Here is a 17655-nt window from a genome sequence, read left to right on the forward strand (position 1 = left end):
TTTCCGACGTGGGAGATGAGCCGACCACCCTTGAGGAGCCGATTCTATTGTACATGGAAGATTATAACATGGGCACATCCGTCATGGGTGTGCTTTTTTCATTGGGGGCTGGTGAGATGAAATCCAAACACCTTGAATTCTGGCTGACCTGGAACAATAACGCTGAAAAGCTTCGACTGCCCGTTTTGCCGCCAAAGGTATCGGTCAAAATAGGGCACCAATACACGGACATCGATCTGGTGGCGATCGGAGAGGCAACCATCATCGGCGATCCGGAGTTGGACGAATACTCATTCTCCACCGTCTGGCCGGAACGGTTTGACCCGGGGATATGCGATTATGACGGCTTTCCCTCACCTGAAGAATTCGTGGCAACGATCAAGCGGTGGAAAAACACAGGGTACCCAATCCGGTTCACAGTCACCGGCAGTTCCATTAACTCGCCGGTCACTATTCGTGACTTCTCATATGAATGGGACGGCTTCGATGTGGAATTCAGCTTGACGTTAAAAGAGTATCGCTTCGTGACCTTAGAAAGCACCAACGTCAATATTCAGTTCCAAACGACAGGCAAAGGAACACGGCCAGATACACGAATGGCGAAAGTTTCATCCACTAAGAAAAAAGACAGCGACAGCAAGGAAAGCTTGGTTGATAAGTATCTCTCCCGGGGAAAACCCAAGCTCAAATGAGCCTGGTAGAAAGTGAGGTGTCCACCATGCAGCCCAGGTATCACTATGAAATTCGCATCCAGAAGCCCGGAAAACAGGCGTTCCGTCTCCCGTTTTCTGAAGCGACGTGGTCAGGCAGCAGGCAGGAAGCGAAACGAACGCTCGCTGTGAAGACAAACAAAGGGCGGGACAGGTTCTGGCCGGATGTCAATGTGGAAGAAGGTGACCTGATGGAGCTGATCTCCTATATCAGTGGCTCTCCCCGGTCACTGTTTACGGGAATGATCGTGGATCTGGGCAAGTCCTCCAAGGGAGATATCAACCCGGTTGCCTACGATTTCGGGTACTACCTGCTGAATAATGATGTGCTCGTAGTTTCGACTGGTGAAGCGGCAGACAGGCTCCTGACACGAATTTTTCAGCAGCACGGCATCCCAATCGGCGGTATCGGACGAATCCCTTCTGTTGAAAAGCAAGTCATCCGCGGGAAGAGCGTCTGGGATGCGGTGGTGGACATCTTAAACCAGGTCTATCGGTCGACCGGCATTCGTTACTGGTGCTGGATTGAGGAAGGCAAAGTGTTTGTTGGCACGCAGCGTGGCCAAACGAAGCAGTGGAAAATTCAGCAGGGCAGCAACCTTCTGGAGGCAACTCGGAAACGATCGATTACTGAGATGCGGACAGTCGTGAGGGTGATCGGCAGCGATAACGACTCGAGCGCCATCCTCTATGAAGAAACGGACCAAGCCAAAGCCAAACGATACGGTCGAATGGTGAAGGTGGTGGAAGTCCAGGACAAACAGAAAGGCAGTGCTGTCGCACTCGGCAAGCAGGAATTGCAAAATCTTAGCAAGGTAAAGGACGAGGCGTCTGTTACTTCCTTGGGGATAGACGATGTGATTGCCGGGACCAGAATCGAGGTCTTTGAGGTAATCACGGGACTTAAGGGCGTTTATACCGTTTGGGGAGACAGCCATACCATTCGGCCGGGCTACCATGAGATGAAATTACAGCTGCAGATGGAGGTGAGCGGCGCATGAACGGTTTTCAAAAGTTGGCTCTTGTGTTGGGTGGCTCGCAGAAGAAAGGAATGGAAGGGCAGCAAAAGGAAGTACGGCTGGAATTGGCCACCGTCATCACGCCGCCGCCTGATCTTTCGATTTTGGTCGATGGTTTGACAATACCGTTCGGGAAGGACTTTCTCATGATTTGTGAGGGCATGACACGGCACGAAAGGGTTGTAACCATCGAGCATACGGAAGGGAAGGAAAGAGACCTGGGTGATAAAACAGCTAAGGATTTGGTGAGTGGTGACGGGCTGTACTTCGATGTCAATGACGAACGGCAGGACCCTCACAACCAGATTTCGTCCTTCACCTATGAAAATGTCCAATTGCGCTTTGAAGACGTCCTGAAGCAGGGCGACCGCGTGCTTGTTGCGTCAGTCGGATCGCTATACATTATCATGGATAGGGTGAGAAGGCCATGAGTATTTTCCCCGCGGTATTTGAACTAACAACACAGGTTCAGGAAGCCGAGACTGATCAAACGGTTACGTCTCTGCGGACATACGCCTTTGACTTTGAACAGGGGGAGTTCATTCATCAGCCCAACGGAAAACCGGTGATCTTGGATGGAGTTGAAGCTGTCCAACAAAACAGCCAAAAGGCGCTGAACACCGATCGATACACGTTTCCCATTTATACATCCGTGTACGGGAACGAATTGAAGGAGCTTATCAGAGGGGACGGTACCCGCGAGTGGAAGCAAGCCGAGGCAAAGCGCCTTGTCCGGGAAGCTGTTGAATTCCTGCCCGGCGTTGATCGCTGCGAGAATTTTACGTTTGAATGGATCGGTGCCGCATTGAAAATCAGCTTTCTCTTGATCACAGACGAGGACGCCATCCCGCAGGAGGTGATCGTCGAATGATTCAAATCCCCACGGAAGAAGAGATTTTTAACAGGCTTGTCAGCAGGTATCTCACGGTCGCTGGCCCCATGAATGTTGACGAGGGCAGCATCCCCTATGATTTTCTCAAGCCTACATCCATGGAGCTTGCGGAAGCGTATCGATTCATTTTGGCGCTGTATTACGCCCTGTGGGTGGAATATGCGGAGGGGGAGAATCTTGACCTCGCCGTAAGCACGCAAGGCATCACGAGGAAACTGGCAACAAAGGCGAAGCTGCCGACCCCGCAATTGAAGCTGACAGGGATTCCAGGCGACATGATTCCTGCAGGATCCCGTTTTATGACAGAGGGAATTGCCCCTCTGTTTTTTGTTATCCCCGAAGACGTAAGGCTGGACGGTTCGGGTGTTGGATTCGGGTCGTTACAAGCCGAAGAAGCAGGCCAGAAAGGAAACCTGAAAGCAGGAACCAAGTTGCTGCCGGTACAAACGATCAACGGGTTGCAATCGGTTGAACTGCTGGCGGATTTAGAAGGCGGGGCAGACAATGAATCGGATAAAGACCTTCGAAACCGGTATTGGCAAAAGGTACGCAGACGGGCTACATCAGGGAATGCTGCTCACTATGTAGAGTGGGCCTTGGAGGTTCCGGGTGTTACTGCTGCAAGGGTCTTCGAGAATTTGGACGGCCCCAATACCGTTCGGGTTGTGTTGCTCGGCCAGAACGGATTGCCGCCAGACCCTACGATTGTGGCAGCGGCCCGGGCACATATCCTTTCCCAGCGACCGCTTGGGCCCGGTGACGATGGCATCTTCGTGGTCGCCGCCACGCCGAAAACATTTGATTTTTACTCACTGGTCAAACTGGCAAAGAATTTTGTGATTGCCGACGTCACCGAGGCGTATAAGGCGGCGCTGGCCGCATACCTATCGGACCTTTTGGAATCTACCGATGCAGAAGAAACAACAAGACGAATCGTTTGGACCAAAGCTGGAGCGCTGTTGCACGGAGTTAAGGGCGTGGAGGATTACAGCGGATTGACGATCAATGGGGAGGCGGCAAATGCCACGTTTGGCCCTGATGAAGTGCCGGTAATCGGTACGGTTACTCTTGAGGTGATGGCATGAGTCAACGGCTTATTAACCTGGTCCCTCCCTATTATCGAAAGTCTAAAATCGCCAATGGCATATTTGGCGCCGTCGAAGGCGAAACCGACCAGCTTGTTGACTTTGCTCTGGACGTGATTAAACAGGGCAATCCGATCCTCGCAACATGGGGACTGTCTGAGTGGGAAACGCAGTTGAAACTTCCGCCGCTCCCGGAAGGAACACCAATTGAAGCCCGGCGAGCGCGGGTTCTAGCGCGGCATAACATTCCTCCGCTGATCACGCCCGAGGAAATGGAGAAAATCGCAGGAGAATTTACCCGAACCAAGCGTGCAACTGTGGTGGAATACGGGCGTGAAAAGCGCTTTGAGGTTGTCGTTGAAATTGACGACCTCCTTGATTATGAAAGGCTAGTTGAGACGGTATATGAAATGCGGCCCAAGCATTTGAGCTTTTCGGTTTTGGCCAGAACGAAACCGGAGTCAATAATTGTCTCGGCTTCCGCTCGCGCTTTCGAGGTTGAATATCCCATCTGCGGTATGTTCTACACTGAGGACGACTTGGAGGGCCGCATCTTCCGCGAAGCTGTGGCTGTAGCCGAATCTGCACGCACCCACACGGTGGACTACCCGCTGACCAATACGTTCTACTCTGTTCCGGAATAGGAGGTGAGAACATTGGCAATCGTTCAAAACCGGCTGCTTGAATTGCTTCGGGATGATTTGAACGGCCATGTGGCAAATGCTTTGGTAAACGTCGACGGGCAGGTAAAAACCTACCCCATTTTCAAGACAAGCATCAACGGGATGAAGGTCACCAAATACATCTATTTGGACGACGTGCAAGCCCAGGGACAAATTCAGGCAGCGTCTTTGGTCGATAGCACCGGAAACGCCCTGGCGACGAAACCCCTAAGCATCACAAAAGGCGACAGCGGCTTGCTGATCGCTTTTGAATTTGAAGTAAAAGTGGAGGTGAGCACATCATGAGCTATCAAAAGAATACATGGGTCGACCATATCATCGACCCGAGCACTGGCGAAGTTGTCCAGCAGGGGACAAAGGTAACGGCGAACCGCCTCAACAACCTGGAAAGCGGAGTTGAGAAGGCGCACCAGTTGGTTGAAAGCCTCGCCCAGAGCGTTATCGGCAGCTCTGTCATTTCGGGACTGACCTTCATAGCAAATGGATTGATCGCAAGTTGGACGTCGGGGTCAGCCTACGTGAACGGCGTGCGCTTCGATGTCTCGGCCGGCAGCATCGCGCTGAACCCGACACAGGGCCAATACATTTACCTTGATTCCGACGGTGTGGTCAAAATCACTACGAACCAAGCAACCGCGCAAGCGAAATGCCTTCTTTGGTATTTTGCTACGGATGCCAGCAGCGTCATCACATCTAATGACCGGCGCGCAGTCGTTGACAGTTCCACGTTTGTCAAGCAAACCGAGGTGGCTGCGAATGGAGCAAACAAGATTCCTCGGCTGAACAGCACGGGGAAAGGTGAGTTCTCCATTACCGGAGATGCTGACACCGTGGACGGCAAACACGCCTCCGACTTCGTCCAGCAGTCCGAAGTAGCAACGAACGGCGCCAACAAGGTGCTGCGCCTGGGGGCGGACGGTAAAGCAAACGTGAGCATCACAGGTGACGCGGCCAGTGTGGGAGGCAAGACCGTGGGAACCGGCGCCAATCAAGTCCCTACGAGAGACGGGTTCGGGAGGATCGTGGCCGACAAGTTGGCCAACTACAAGGTATCCAAGAGCGGGAAGGACGCGAACGGCATCTTCACCACCGTGGAATACCGCCGCCAGGACGACACACTGTTCATGCGCTCCGTCCTCAGCAACCCGGACGCAAATGGAAACTACCAGACAGACACTTGGACCTATTACAAGGCAGACGGCGTAACGGTAGCAGAAACAAAAGTCTGGACGATTACGTACGACGTCGACGGCGACATTATCAGCATAGCGTAAAGGGGTGAGAGCATGGACGTAATGCAAGTGTTGGCGGCACATGGCGGTGCACTAGGTGGCGGGAAATACCGAAAAGGGGGCAAAATCCCTGCAACAAATCTCATTCCGCCCATCGTTCCAACGTTGGTTTCCGATTTTGCGCTGTACGTTCAAACATCATCGACATTAAGCATGTCGTATGATCCTTTTGAGGACTTAATTATCGCTACCCACTATTCGTCGACATCTCAATCAAGGATCTTGCGTTGCAAACCGAACGACATGAAAGCGATCAATAGCGTTTATATTTCAAGCGATAACAGCGGGAACAACCCATCGAACAAATTGTCGCATTGTAATGTTTATGCAAATGGGAAGTATTACACAACTTTCTCTGTTTACCCAACGTCCCAATCATCTATCCGGGTACATGATGCCGCTACTGGATCGTTAATCAAGACCATTAACGGTACAGGAATCGATTTGATTTTGCAGAGGACGGCCGACTATGTAATTTATTTCTGCAGTTACCACAAAAAGATTCACAAACTCAATTTTGCAGACGACTCAGTCAATGTCATTACTGACCTCAACTCGTACTCGAATCCATCAGCTTTGGTTGTGCATGGGTGGGACAAATTCATCATCAAAGATAATGGCAAGTCGTATCTCTATAATTACGACGGGACGTATTCCGGCACGGTGATAAATAACCAAAACATCATCCAGCCAGCTTTCTACCACCCACCGTCCAACACGATCATCTGCATGAGATACAAGTACGCAACGACCGGCGGTCATTTTATGGAAAAATACGATCCAACAAATTTCGCGTTGATTTCAAGCAAGAAGTTGACAGACAGAAACCAAGTGTCAAGTAGCGGATGGGGACCAAATTGCTACTACGATGTGGGATCAAAAGCTGTGTTGGTAACAATGACGGATTACAACACGCCCATTACCTACCTATTCCCGATTGCAGACGACGGCATTACCATCGTTGGATGGGATTACGCTCAATTACCGGGGACCAATTTGGGTAAATATGGGGGCGTGAAAAGTGGATCGTTTGAAGTTGTTACGAGGGACGGCATCGCTTCCAGGATATACGTTGATCCGGGAAGTACCGACTACACCCATGAGGTACTGCACATGAGAACGAATTTTTTGATTGGGGGTTAGAAATATGATTTTTGTCAGAGTGAAAGATAGTGATGTTTTGGAGATTCATTACCAGCCATTTGATCCAGTTTATGGTTTGGGAAAGACCGAAGAAGAATTGTTGAAAGAGGGAATTTTGGTTGATTCGGTGCCGGAGCCGGAATACATCGAGGGAAAAGCATCTGTTTTGAAATACGACCAGGCCGAAGGGAAATTGTACTATGAGTATGAGGATATTCCTTTGACGGGGGAAGCACTTCTGGAGCAAAAAGTAAAGCAATTGGAAGAACAACTTCGAATCACCCAAGAGGCAGTCGATGCCCTTCTGTTAGGATGAGAAAGGAGGAATAACCGATGGCAAGCAAACTTTATTCCTATTGTTTAATGCGCTGGCAATCTGGCGCATGGGGTGAGGATCAGCTCACCACGGCTGTGCAAAAAGGCTACATCACTGAAAACGAAAAAACGGAAATCATCACCAATCCACAACAAACAACAGAGTAAAATGACGTCTTTTCCACAGCGGGAAGGGCGTTTTTTCATGGGGAGCTGCGGCTCCCCTTTTGCATCAAGACCGTGAGTCCGCCCCGTTCCGAGCGGGGCTGTCATTTTGCCCTGGGGGCGAGGAGGATGAAGCACATTGCGCTTTGTACAAAGACTTGAACTGGAGAATATTGCAACCCAAGCAAACGCCATTGCAGCGGCGGCGGGGGCGGTGATTGCCCCTGTGTTTCATTACTTCTATGGCACCGGTCGAACTGACATTATCGTGGTGCTTTTGTTTTGTATCGTGCTGGATTGGATAACCGGCATCCAGGCAGCCAAGAAGAAAGACAAAACGTACTCGTCGGAATATGGCCTGAGTCGCATTCCGCGTACCTTGTTTCTGCTGGCCCTGCCGGCGTTGGGCAACTTGCTTGACCGTGTTATGGGAACGCCTGGATTTCTTTTTTACGGCGTCACGTTCGGCCTCATCTATCACACCTGGAACAGCCTGACGGCCAACGCAACACGAGCCGGCTGGCCGGTGCCAAAGGCAGTCGCCAAACTGGTGGAGTCCGAGATCAAAGCAAAGACTGATCGGGCCATGAGACAAAAGGAGGGCAAGTGAGATGAAAAGAGTTATTATGATCGACCCCGGCCATGGCGCGGAAACAGCCGGTAAACGCTCCCCGGACGACACGCTGCGGGAGTATGAGTTCAACCGGAATGTCGCTCGCCGGCTGGTGAAAAAACTCCAGACGTCCGGGTTCGACGCCCGACTGACGGTGAACGACGACACAGACATGCCTTTGATTCAGCGAACGAACCAGGCGCGCGACTTGAAATGGCAGGGATATGACGTCCTGCTCGTGTCGATCCACGCCAACGCCGCCGGTAATGGAGGTTGGAGTACGGCGAAAGGGATCGAGACATACACGAACGACCAGGCGGAGAAGCTGGCTCAGATCATCCAGCGTCGCCTCGTAGCTGATACCAGTCTGCGGGATCGCGGGGTGAAACGAGCTGACCTTCATATCACCAGAGAAACCGCAAAATACGGCATTCCTGGTGTGCTTTGCGAGCTGGGATTCATGACCAACCGGGACGAGTGCATGCTGTTGAAAACAGATGCCTACCGGGAGAAGTGCGCCACCGCGATTGCAAAGGCCATCTGCGAGCACTACGGAGTGCCTTTCAAGACATCAACAGAAAATCCACAACCGGCACAGAAACCTAAGGTTGCCATCGAAATTAACGGTAGCCGCCTGCCGGTCCAAGGATACCTCCGTGACGGCGTATCCTGGTTGCCGATCCGGGCCGTAGCCGAGGCAGCCGGCGGGAAAGTGGAGTGGTGCGCTTGCACGAAGCAGGTCCGCGTGAACGGAAAAGACGTGACGGAGACAATCGAGAACGGCACGTCGTATGCTCCGGCTAGGGAGCTGGCCGCCATCCTCGGTCTGGCTGTCGAGTGGTGCGGGCAAACGAAAACCGTGAAACTGAAGAAAGGGTGTGCGTAACATGAAGAAAGACGGAAACATCGTGGTGCTGATCACTGGCCTGCTGGGCGCCGCCAAACTGGCGCTGGAGGCGTTCGGATACTCGATCATCACGGACGAGCAGATCAACGCTATTGCGAACGGGGCGGCTGCCGTGGCGACGGTGGTCGCGGCGTTCTTGAACAACCGTAAACCGAAAGCAGAGTAGTAAGTGAATCCCTCCAGTGGAGAAATCTACTGGAGGGCATTTTTATTGTCTTCTTTTGTATCTAAAGTAGCAGGATTTTAGTAGTAAGTGTGGTACATATTACTTCAGGATTGGAAATCATTTCATGGAGGAGCAGCTATGTACTTTCAAAAAACCTTTGCACACATTGAAGGTAACCCTAATCGTGAGCCACAAATTCAAGCCTCCCCGAAGTCATTGAATATGAGGGAAACCCCTAACACCTTAAGTCAACCCTAAATTTTATCTCTTATATCCATCATCTGATGAAACATAATGCAAGAGGAGATCGGATTCGGTCAATCAGATAATAAATTTTTGTCTGTTCCTGGGGAGGAGTTCGAGTGGAAAGACCAGATATTATGTTAAAAGCATTAGGATTCACATTTGTCTTTTGTATTATCTTGGAAATATTAGCTGCTGCTTCTGGATTCGATCCTGCCAAGTGGATTGCCCGTGCAGCTGTATTCATAAGTCTTTATCAAGCTTTAAAAAAAGATAGTAAATAATTTTTATGGGTAAATATCTTTAAAATGACCCTTGCACCTGGTAATGTACATGCTCTTGGAATCAAGAATGATAATACTCTATGGGCATGGGGTTACAATGCTCACGGGGCATTGGGAACTGGAGAAAATACCCCATCCACGAAATTGCCTGTGCGTGTACTAGGATTTTAACTTAAAGATAGGTAGCCCTCTGGCGTTATTCGCTAGAGGGCATTTCTGCTTTCTTGGTCCTTCCTCTTCTACGCGGTGTATCGATCCACGTCTGTATTTGTTCCCGGAGCCACAACGGACCACAAGACAACGTCTTCACCGGTTCCGGAAATTGACCGCGACGAATGTACTCCTGAATATACCCCTTGGACTTTCCTGTCATTTCACAGACCTCGCCGAATCCCAACAGATCATCAAGTTCAACCTGCACGTTAATCCCTTCTTCCCATCGCTGCTGTTACCCACAAGTATGCCACCGCGACAACCAGGATAGCCTTCTGCCACCACTGATCAGTGGGCGAGTATGTGCCTAGAAGGGCTAACCCTAAAACTCCACGGGTGGAAACCAGATTTCGGACGTCTATTTTTCTTTCCTTCATGCTATACTTAGGATGGTGGGGGGAGGTTTCCCTCCCCGGTGTTACTTGCGGCGTTTACCTTGACGGGGGCGCCGCTTTCGCTTTTTCTTCCGCTTTTTCAGCTTCGGGTGTACCCAATCTTTATAGATCGTGTACAGGAAGATGATGAGCGGAAGCCAATCCTTTAACCACCCCAAGTTCTCACCTCCTTTCTGACTTTATTATACCATAATAGTTGTACAAAGTACAACAATTATTTTACAACAATTGGATTATTCCCTACAAAACAGCAGCCCTCTGCCGGTAGATCGGCGGAGGGCTAATTCAAACAAAAATAAAACAGACCCCGAGCAGAAGGATCCCACGCCTATTGGCGCTGCCGTCATCAGACGACCTTCCGTTTATCTCGCGCAAGTCTGTACCTTTATTATAACTCAATATAATCAATTGTAAACAACATTCTGAGAAAAATTGGTTAACCAAGGATATTGTTCAATTAACTGTGCTGAAGTAATTGGGTCAGGGAAAAATTTTAAGCCGTACGACGAGTAGTTTCCGTTTCGTTTATAAATGAATGGTTTTAGCTTTTCTATATATGAAGGTTCGTGTAGTCCAAGTTTTGTAATTTCAAGTGCTTGAAATAGTGAACTGGTTATTGCATCTGCGATTTGTAAATTTTTAGACTGAGCTTTTGCTAACGGTTTGAATGATTGAATGACATTCTGTCTAATTTTGTTTCCGGGCATGTTGGTAACCATATGAATATAAGACTTCAACTCGTCATATGATGTGTTACTCCTATTCTCGAAGATTAAGTTTGCTTTACCTTTCTCGTCCCCAACGAGCCAAGTGATCCTTTCCAAAAGATACCTTGTACAGTAATTATAAAGGAGGGGGCGTTTTTTTAATGGGGTGTTTTCGTCTAATGCTTCTTTTTTAACCGCAACGTATGTACAACGAAATAGGCCTACGTCAGTAATCGTCTTAATTACGAATTTTTTTCTTTCATGGGATAAGTCAGTAAAATGTAATGGTTTGGTTGGTTTTAATCCAAGAGTTTCTTTGATTACATTAATAGAACGAGAAACTGTAAGGTCGTTTGTGCTTCTAACTATGAAAGCTCCCATAACGAACCACTGAGAACTGACCCAAATGCCGTTCTTCCTTGTAAAACCTTCATCGCCAGCTTCGTCTATATATACATTAAAGACTCTTTGGTCTATCACGAATATTTTCACCTCTAAGTATTTTCCAAATCATACTTAATATACTATACTATAGATTGAATAGATAGGAAAATAGACCCTATTTATTATTCGTATCTTCATTTTTTTAAAACTAGTTAAAATTGAGCCACAAATCATTTAGGGGTGCGACTACTATGTTGAAGCAACGCTATGTAGCCTTTATGGATGTATTAGGATTCAGAACTATTGTTAGTGTTAAGGGAGAAGAATTCGTAGGACAGCAACTTTCAAGTTTGTTTAATCATGCACTAGTAGCTGCCTTAAATAACGAGACAACTACTGTCGAAGATAGACTTGTAAATCCACAAATAAAGAGTAATATTGAATTTGTTCTTTTTAGTGATTCAGTTCTTCTATATACTCCGGACGACAGCCCTGAATACCTCGAAGAAATGATTTATATCCTTAATCGCTTTATGACTAGAACAATATTTCACGGTTTCCCATTGCGTGGTGGATTAGTTAAAGGTAATCTTTATGTCGATCCGCCAAACTTTGTTGGACAAGCTCAAATTAAAGCATATGATTTGGAGCAGGTCCAAGAATGGTCTGGAATCATTGTACATGAGTCATGCTTCGAAACATCAGCTGAAATGCAAGTAAGAGACAAGCTCTTAGCTAGTAAGGATATTATTGAAACACTTGTGCCCGAGAAGGGGTTTATTACCAAAAGGAAGAGGATTAAAGAACGAGTGAGATTGAAGAGAAGAGTTGTCATCAACTGGCCTGAATATGCGGGTGTTTGGTTTAGGGGTAAAGAAGACTTTAAGAGAAGGTTTTCTGAAAACACGGGTGAACCAACAAACATTAAAGCTAAACGAAAGCGTGATTACACAGTCAAATTTTTGATGGAGAACCTAGGTGCTTCTAAAAAACCTCCTGCTTTACAGTTTAAAGCCGAATTTCCGGCTAGCTTAACTATCCCTCCAAGCAAATAAAACAAAAGCCTTTCGTCTTTTGAAAAGAACTTTCAAGCCTTTAAAACCCCCGCCTGATGACGGGGGACTTTCTGGCACTATTTGCTCAACTTGTAGAGCATATATTGGTTCAAACTTACGCCTTCCAATTGTGCCTCGACAGCAAGCTGCCGATGTAGTGACTTCGGCATACGCAGATTGATCTTGCCGCTGTACTCCTCTTGCGGTTCCGGGATCGGATCGCCATGTTCCAGCTTAACCTCTAACCAACCGCGCTTTGCTTCTTCCAGGTTACGAAGCAGTTCCTCAACCGTCTCGCCATGTGACTGGCAGCCGTCCAATTCCAGGTATGTTCCGTAATAGTACCGGCCAGATTCGTCGTCCATCGGTTTAATGACAAGTGTGTAGGGTAAACTGAGGTAATGATTCAGGTCTTTGTTTGCCATACTTATTTGGCAGAGGTTATGATTAGGGTGGAGAGGGGAGGCCGCTACCTCCCGATTCTCCTCAATACATCTTTGACGTACACCGCCTTGATGGGGTTGTGATTAGGTATCGTGATCAAGTCGCCTTCTCTGTTGCGGAAGTGGTGGTGTGAACCGGACACCCTCACTTCTATGTAGCCGTGGTGCTCAAGGACTTTGGCGATTTCACGGAACCTTACTCCATTGGGGCGGTGTATCATCTTTTCGATGATCTTTTCAACCCCTGCCATCACTTCCCTCCTTTCACCTTTATAGTACCGTATATGGTACTATAAATCAAGCTGTTTGACAGAAAATTCTTTTTAAAGGGACCTCTTTGTCTTGAAAACAGAACTAATGTTCGTATAAAATACAAACAAATGTTCTTATTCACGGAGGGAACGACTATGCTCGGGGACTTGCAGCGCTATATGAACAGCGATCATCTTGTCGAGATCATCTATTTGGATCGCCACGGCTGAAATGGATTTTAAGACTATTGATGGAGGGAAAATTATGGGGGCAAAAGTTGAAAAAACATTAAGTGCATTAAAAGAAAGAATTGCGAAAAATCAAACGTTTATACAGCAGGAAGATGGTGAGACATTTGAAGTAGATTACGTATGGAACGAGCCAGCAACGGAAGCTGAGATTTTGTCCTTAATTGAAACTACAGGCTGGATGATTCCAGAGGATTATAAAGAATTTTTACTTCTACATAATGGAGCTTCTTTATTTGTAGCTGAAATGTCAGCAATGAAACTCCACTCTATCAATGAAATTTTGACTTATTTCGAGGAATATGAGGAATTTTATAAATACTCTTATCCGAAAAGTTGGTATATGATTGGTACTTATCATGGATATGGAGAGTATTTGTTTATTGATTCAGAACGAGTTAAACAAGGAAAGAAGGACTATCTTGTTATTGTTGAAGAGGGAGATACGCAAAGAGTACCTTTAAATTTTGAAGAATGGATTGATAGATTTATTGTTTGCCAAGGGGAGCATTTTTGGAATTGGAATAGAGAAATTTAGCAGTTCGTTTGGGTATTTCAACATGGGCGAGAAGACCGACCGTGGCGAATGCTTCGTCAGGTGGCGATAGGGCGGCCAGATGGAAATGCTTCGGATCCACGAGGCAAAGCTGCGGGTCGAGGTGCAGAAGAAAATCGACGAGTTGATGATTAGGTTGGCGGAAGGACGACAATAATGACAGAGGATACCCTCTTTCACCATCCCTCGCTATTGCGGGGGATAATTTTTGCTTGTTGAGGTATGATGGTGGCAGGAGGGGATTGCCCATGTGCGGTCGTTTCACGCTGGTCACCGACCCGGAAAAACTGATGAGCCGATTTCAACTACAGGAGATCCCGCTTGATCTGAAGCCGCGGTACAACATCGCCCCCGGTCAGACGATCCCGGCCATACTTGCTGATGGAGGGCGCCGTAGAATCGGCCAACTACGCTGGGGCTTGGTTCCGTCGTGGGCGCAGGATGAGAAGATCGGATACAAGATGATCAACGCGCGCGCCGAAACGCTGCAGGAGAAGCCGGCTTTTCGGAGGCTGTTTGAACGCAAGCGCTGCATGATCCCCGCCGACGGCTTCTACGAGTGGAAGCAGATGGACCGGGGGAAACAGCCGGTGCGAATCACCATGCGGGACGGAGAACCCTTTGCCTTCGCCGGCCTGTTTGACACCTGGACAGCTCCCGACGGTCAGAAGCTTCACACCTGCACGATCATTACCACCCGGCCTAACGAGGTCGTCGCAGACATCCACGACCGGATGCCGGTGATCTTGAGGCAGGAGGATGAAGACCTTTGGCTTGACCGCGAGAGTTTTGACCCTGAACTGTTGCGGTCGCTCCTCGCCCCATATGACGCAGGCCAGATGAGAGCTTATCCGGTGCCCACAATAGTTGGGAGCCCCAAAAACGACTGTCCGGAATGTATTAAGGAGGTTTCATGGCAGTAGCCAAAACCTCCTGATTTTCGCCAAAGGATTCGATACGGTGAATGCCGAGGCACATGCATTTTTGTAAAAACATTGTCCGGGATTGAATCACTTCTCAAGCAAACGAGCTCCTAGTCAAACAGTGTCGTTGTTTGTTGAAAATTGCATTCAAAATCCTGCTTGTTTTTTATTGCAAGCCAATTTTGTCTGATCCCATTAAAATCAGGAATTTCGCAGGTTTTCGTGATTTGTGGCGTTAAGTGCTATTAACGGTGCTCAACTGGAAGTTAAGTTCTCTACTGCAGTCGACGAATCTTCTGTAATTGATTCCGCCGATGGTACGCTGAAAGATGGTGTATTCACAATTGATGAATTGACGACTGATGGTGTTGCAGCTAACGCTGTGGATGATGCAGACAATTTGAAAGCAACATTAAGCGAAGACGGAAAGACCCTTACAATTAATGCAGACACCTACTTTGATGGACGGTACGAACTCCATATTAAAGCTGACTCTGTTGCGACTGAAGACGGCACAAAATTGTCTGCTTATTCTACGGTAGTTACTGTAAAAGACACCGTTAAACCAACAGTAGTTAACGTAACCTATCCGAACAATAAAACTGCGCGTGTAAACTTCTCTGAACCTCTTTCTTATGAAGGCACTGTTACCGCAGTTTATGCTGATGGAACCAGTGCAACCGTTTCTGCATCTTTGAATCCTGGCGACAAGTACATTGATTTGGACTTGACTAGTGTCACGGCTAACAAAGATGTTACTGTTACAATCGTAGGTGCAAAGGATAAAAAAGGTAACCTTACTTCCCCGAACCCAGTAACTGTTACGGTTAAGAAAGATACGACTGATACAACTGCACCTACGGTACAATCCATTACACCGGTATCTTCTACTGCTTTTGACATTAAACTCTCTGAAGCAGTAAAATTGGCAACTACAGCGGATGTAACCACACCTGGTAAAATCTTGGTAGGAGCTACAGATGTAACTTCTAAAGCAACAGTAGATACTACTGATCCAACTGTTATTCACGTAACCGGAATTACTGCTGTGTCTGGTTTGCAAACTATCACGGTTGAAGCTGACGCTCTGGTTGACATGTCTGGAAACCCGAATGCTCAGACATCTAAAGTTGTAAACTTTAGCGCAGATACGACGGCACCAACAGTAACTTCTACGTCCGTACAAACCATTAATAATGTTAAGTACCTGGTTGTAAACTTCAACGAATATGTTACACCTCAAGCCGGCAAATTGCTTGTATTTGAATATGTAAATGAAAATGGTGAAAAAGATAGCACAACCATTACCACAGCAACATCCGGTGGAGGTCAAGGTGAAGCCACCCTTTACAACCCGGTCAATGGTAAATCCAAGTCTATCAAAATCAATATTAATAACCTGGCTTCTGAAGAGTACACTGTAGACTTGGTAGAAGGATTGGTAAAAGATTTGTTTGGCAACGACTCTGAACTTAAGTCTGATGTTGCTGTAACTATCGCGTCTGCTCCAAAACAAGAAGTATTGTTAGACGCAGATGGTTCTTCTGGCAATGACGATGACAACGGTGTAGAAGTAGTTGATAACAACACTTTGCGTGTACACTTTAAATACCCGTTGGATATCACATCTGCAACTACTGCAAGCAACTACACCGTTGAGGGTGCTACTGTATCTAAGGCCGAGATCTATAAGAACAACAGCACCGATGGTTACATCGTCGAACTGACTTTGGCGGATAATACCGTTGAAATTGATGGTGAGTATGAAGTTACGGTTCGAAATGTAAAAGCTAAAGATGGCTTGGCGATGGAAACTGCGTATACTTCTACTGAAACATTGGTTGAAAACGTAGTTCCGACCATCGTGAAAGCCGAATTGACGGACCTGGATACGATTACGCTGACCTTCTCTGAACCTGTTACAAATGCGGCTGCAGACACCGATGACTTCGAGCTCTTGATTGGTGGCGTAAAGGTGGCAGCTAATGATACCATTACCACTGCGGCACAAACCACTGCTGCGAAAACCCTCACTTTGACATTGGAAGCTAACGTAACACCTGACGATCTTGCTAAAGGACTCTCGATTAAAGCTCTTGACACTATCGATGTTCAAGATGCAAACGGTAACGTAGCGGTTGTTGCTACCCCGGTAGCTGTTACTCAGTAACCGTCGAGAAGTGGTGTGCAGTCACGCGCCAAATATCACGAAAGGGTCTACCCTGAATGGGGGTAGGCTCTTTCTGTTTCGCTTCAAAAAATAGCCCGATTGCTCGGGCCATTATCCCCCATACTTCTCCAAAAACTCCTCCACCGCCTTATTCACCACATCCTTCACCGTGTAACCGGTGCTGTTCACAAAACCCGTCAACCGCTCCGAAAGCTGCGCCTGGATCTGAATCGTCTTGGTCACAGCCGGTCCCCTGTACCGTTTCATATGTAGTGGCTTCGGCTGATCTGCGACCATGTTGAGAAGCGGCAGTCAGACTCACTGCAAAATCTTTTCAGGTCTCACTGAATAACTCTGAGAATCACTGATCGGAAAGCGACACTTTAGAAAAGTCAAGCGGAGTGCTCCTTTCTCCTCTCTGAAACCTCGCTGAAGAATATTAAAGAATGCAGTAAGCTCACCCAAAAACGCATCAGCAAGGAAAATAAGCTGTTAATATTAATGTAGATAGAATCCCTACATCGAAAAGGATGTAGGGATTTTTTCATTTTCAAACACAGAAAGGATGAGTAAGTCATGTTGTTTCCGAATTTGCCGATCAAAACGGCGGGAGGCAAAGTGTTTTGGGACACCCTGGACAGGAGAAACGGGTGGAAGCTGCAGCAGAACCTCTTCACTGGACATTTCCGCATCCTTGACCCGGACGACGTCAGACAGGCGTGGGGAACGGACGAGAGCGAGATGTGGCGGACGTTTCGCAACTTCACTGGATCAAGGAGCGAGTAGACCCGA

General features: G+C 47.8%; 26 protein-coding genes. 21 read left to right on the plus strand and 5 right to left on the minus strand.

What is annotated here, in order from left to right; all coding sequences use genetic code 11:
* Positions 1-68 precede the first annotated feature (68 nt).
* The 16 genes from Q7F15_RS01670 (at position 69) to Q7F15_RS20530 (ending at position 9688) form a co-directional block, all read left to right on the plus strand.
* Positions 69-692 carry a cupin domain-containing protein gene (locus tag Q7F15_RS01670; RefSeq protein ID WP_304414980.1) on the plus strand — a complete coding sequence of 208 codons (624 nt, stop codon included), beginning with the start codon at positions 69-71 and terminating at the stop codon, positions 690-692.
* Complete coding sequence (locus tag Q7F15_RS01675) at positions 689-1711, plus strand: XkdQ/YqbQ family protein (RefSeq protein WP_304414981.1); 1023 nt, start codon at positions 689-691, stop codon at positions 1709-1711. The genes Q7F15_RS01670 and Q7F15_RS01675 overlap by 4 nt, the downstream gene beginning before the upstream one ends.
* Entirely contained in the window at positions 1708-2160 is a 453-nt protein-coding gene (locus tag Q7F15_RS01680) for a DUF2577 family protein (RefSeq protein ID WP_304414982.1), read from the plus strand. The genes Q7F15_RS01675 and Q7F15_RS01680 overlap by 4 nt, the downstream gene beginning before the upstream one ends.
* A complete protein-coding gene (locus Q7F15_RS01685) occupies positions 2157-2600 on the plus strand; it encodes a DUF2634 domain-containing protein (protein ID WP_304414983.1) in 444 nt (147 codons plus the stop codon). The genes Q7F15_RS01680 and Q7F15_RS01685 overlap by 4 nt, the downstream gene beginning before the upstream one ends.
* Entirely contained in the window at positions 2597-3706 is a 1110-nt protein-coding gene (locus Q7F15_RS01690) for a baseplate J/gp47 family protein (RefSeq protein WP_304414984.1), read from the plus strand. The genes Q7F15_RS01685 and Q7F15_RS01690 overlap by 4 nt, the downstream gene beginning before the upstream one ends.
* Positions 3703-4350, plus strand: coding sequence for a putative phage tail protein (locus tag Q7F15_RS01695; protein ID WP_304414985.1), 648 nt, complete (start codon positions 3703-3705; stop codon positions 4348-4350). Before Q7F15_RS01690 ends, Q7F15_RS01695 begins: the two co-directional genes overlap by 4 nt.
* Positions 4351-4353: 3 nt before the next feature.
* Positions 4354-4674: a hypothetical protein gene (locus Q7F15_RS01700; RefSeq protein WP_304414986.1), complete on the plus strand. Its 321-nt coding sequence runs from the start codon at positions 4354-4356 to the stop codon at positions 4672-4674.
* Complete coding sequence (locus Q7F15_RS01705; RefSeq protein WP_304414987.1) at positions 4671-5663, plus strand: hypothetical protein; 993 nt, start codon at positions 4671-4673, stop codon at positions 5661-5663. The genes Q7F15_RS01700 and Q7F15_RS01705 overlap by 4 nt, the downstream gene beginning before the upstream one ends.
* A 12-nt stretch (positions 5664-5675) precedes the next feature.
* Positions 5676-6824 (plus strand): hypothetical protein, encoded by a 1149-nt coding sequence (locus Q7F15_RS01710; protein ID WP_304414988.1) that lies wholly within the window; start codon positions 5676-5678, stop codon positions 6822-6824.
* Between the two features lie 4 nt (positions 6825-6828).
* Entirely contained in the window at positions 6829-7140 is a 312-nt protein-coding gene (locus tag Q7F15_RS01715; protein WP_304414989.1) for a hypothetical protein, read from the plus strand.
* Between the two features lie 17 nt (positions 7141-7157).
* A complete protein-coding gene (locus tag Q7F15_RS01720; protein ID WP_304414990.1) occupies positions 7158-7307 on the plus strand; it encodes an XkdX family protein in 150 nt (49 codons plus the stop codon).
* A 136-nt stretch (positions 7308-7443) separates the two neighbouring features.
* The gene (locus Q7F15_RS01725; protein ID WP_304414991.1) at positions 7444-7914 is read left to right on the plus strand and encodes a phage holin family protein; all 471 of its coding nucleotides are present in this window, start codon (positions 7444-7446) and stop codon (positions 7912-7914) included.
* A 1-nt stretch (position 7915) separates the two neighbouring features.
* Complete coding sequence (locus Q7F15_RS01730; RefSeq protein WP_304414992.1) at positions 7916-8803, plus strand: N-acetylmuramoyl-L-alanine amidase; 888 nt, start codon at positions 7916-7918, stop codon at positions 8801-8803.
* Between the two features lies 1 nt (position 8804).
* Positions 8805-8990: a hypothetical protein gene (locus Q7F15_RS01735; RefSeq protein ID WP_304414993.1), complete on the plus strand. Its 186-nt coding sequence runs from the start codon at positions 8805-8807 to the stop codon at positions 8988-8990.
* Positions 8991-9352: 362 nt separating this feature from the next.
* Positions 9353-9517, plus strand: a complete 165-nt coding sequence (locus tag Q7F15_RS01740) for a hypothetical protein (protein WP_304414994.1) — start codon at positions 9353-9355, stop codon at positions 9515-9517.
* A 24-nt stretch (positions 9518-9541) separates the two neighbouring features.
* Positions 9542-9688, plus strand: a complete 147-nt coding sequence (locus Q7F15_RS20530) for a hypothetical protein (protein WP_368509248.1) — start codon at positions 9542-9544, stop codon at positions 9686-9688.
* Between the two features lie 460 nt (positions 9689-10148).
* Here Q7F15_RS20530 and Q7F15_RS01745 read toward each other — a convergent pair whose 3' ends face one another.
* Positions 10149-10283 carry a hypothetical protein gene (locus Q7F15_RS01745; RefSeq protein ID WP_255433643.1) on the minus strand — a complete coding sequence of 45 codons (135 nt, stop codon included), beginning with the start codon at positions 10281-10283 and terminating at the stop codon, positions 10149-10151.
* Between the two features lie 246 nt (positions 10284-10529).
* Positions 10530-11312 carry a DUF3800 domain-containing protein gene (locus Q7F15_RS01750; protein WP_304414995.1) on the minus strand — a complete coding sequence of 261 codons (783 nt, stop codon included), beginning with the start codon at positions 11310-11312 and terminating at the stop codon, positions 10530-10532.
* A 155-nt stretch (positions 11313-11467) separates the two neighbouring features.
* On the opposite strand from Q7F15_RS01750, the gene Q7F15_RS01755 reads away from it, so the two are divergent.
* The gene (locus tag Q7F15_RS01755) at positions 11468-12271 is read left to right on the plus strand and encodes a hypothetical protein (protein WP_304414996.1); all 804 of its coding nucleotides are present in this window, start codon (positions 11468-11470) and stop codon (positions 12269-12271) included.
* Between the two features lie 77 nt (positions 12272-12348).
* Here the strand turns inward: Q7F15_RS01755 and Q7F15_RS01760 are convergent, their stop codons facing one another.
* Complete coding sequence (locus Q7F15_RS01760) at positions 12349-12696, minus strand: type II toxin-antitoxin system HicB family antitoxin (RefSeq protein ID WP_044899263.1); 348 nt, start codon at positions 12694-12696, stop codon at positions 12349-12351.
* A 44-nt stretch (positions 12697-12740) separates the two neighbouring features.
* Complete coding sequence (locus tag Q7F15_RS01765) at positions 12741-12965, minus strand: type II toxin-antitoxin system HicA family toxin (protein ID WP_304414997.1); 225 nt, start codon at positions 12963-12965, stop codon at positions 12741-12743.
* 265 nt (positions 12966-13230) lie between these two features.
* On the opposite strand from Q7F15_RS01765, the gene Q7F15_RS01770 reads away from it, so the two are divergent.
* The 3 genes from Q7F15_RS01770 (at position 13231) to Q7F15_RS01780 (ending at position 16863) form a co-directional block, all read left to right on the plus strand.
* Positions 13231-13752: an SMI1/KNR4 family protein gene (locus Q7F15_RS01770; protein ID WP_304414998.1), complete on the plus strand. Its 522-nt coding sequence runs from the start codon at positions 13231-13233 to the stop codon at positions 13750-13752.
* A 266-nt stretch (positions 13753-14018) separates the two neighbouring features.
* Positions 14019-14693, plus strand: a complete 675-nt coding sequence (locus tag Q7F15_RS01775; RefSeq protein ID WP_304414999.1) for an SOS response-associated peptidase — start codon at positions 14019-14021, stop codon at positions 14691-14693.
* Positions 14694-14922: 229 nt separating this feature from the next.
* On the plus strand, positions 14923-16863 hold the full coding sequence (locus tag Q7F15_RS01780) for a hypothetical protein (protein WP_304415000.1): 1941 nt from the start codon (positions 14923-14925) through the stop codon (positions 16861-16863).
* Between the two features lie 111 nt (positions 16864-16974).
* Here Q7F15_RS01780 and Q7F15_RS01785 read toward each other — a convergent pair whose 3' ends face one another.
* Positions 16975-17106, minus strand: coding sequence for a hypothetical protein (locus Q7F15_RS01785; protein ID WP_304415001.1), 132 nt, complete (start codon positions 17104-17106; stop codon positions 16975-16977).
* Positions 17107-17439: 333 nt separating this feature from the next.
* On the opposite strand from Q7F15_RS01785, the gene Q7F15_RS01790 reads away from it, so the two are divergent.
* Positions 17440-17649, plus strand: a complete 210-nt coding sequence (locus Q7F15_RS01790) for a hypothetical protein (RefSeq protein ID WP_304415002.1) — start codon at positions 17440-17442, stop codon at positions 17647-17649.
* Positions 17650-17655 lie beyond the last annotated feature (6 nt).

The sequence above is a fragment of the Brevibacillus aydinogluensis genome (genome assembly GCF_961514395.1).
Taxonomy (GTDB): domain Bacteria; phylum Bacillota; class Bacilli; order Brevibacillales; family Brevibacillaceae; genus Brevibacillus; species Brevibacillus aydinogluensis.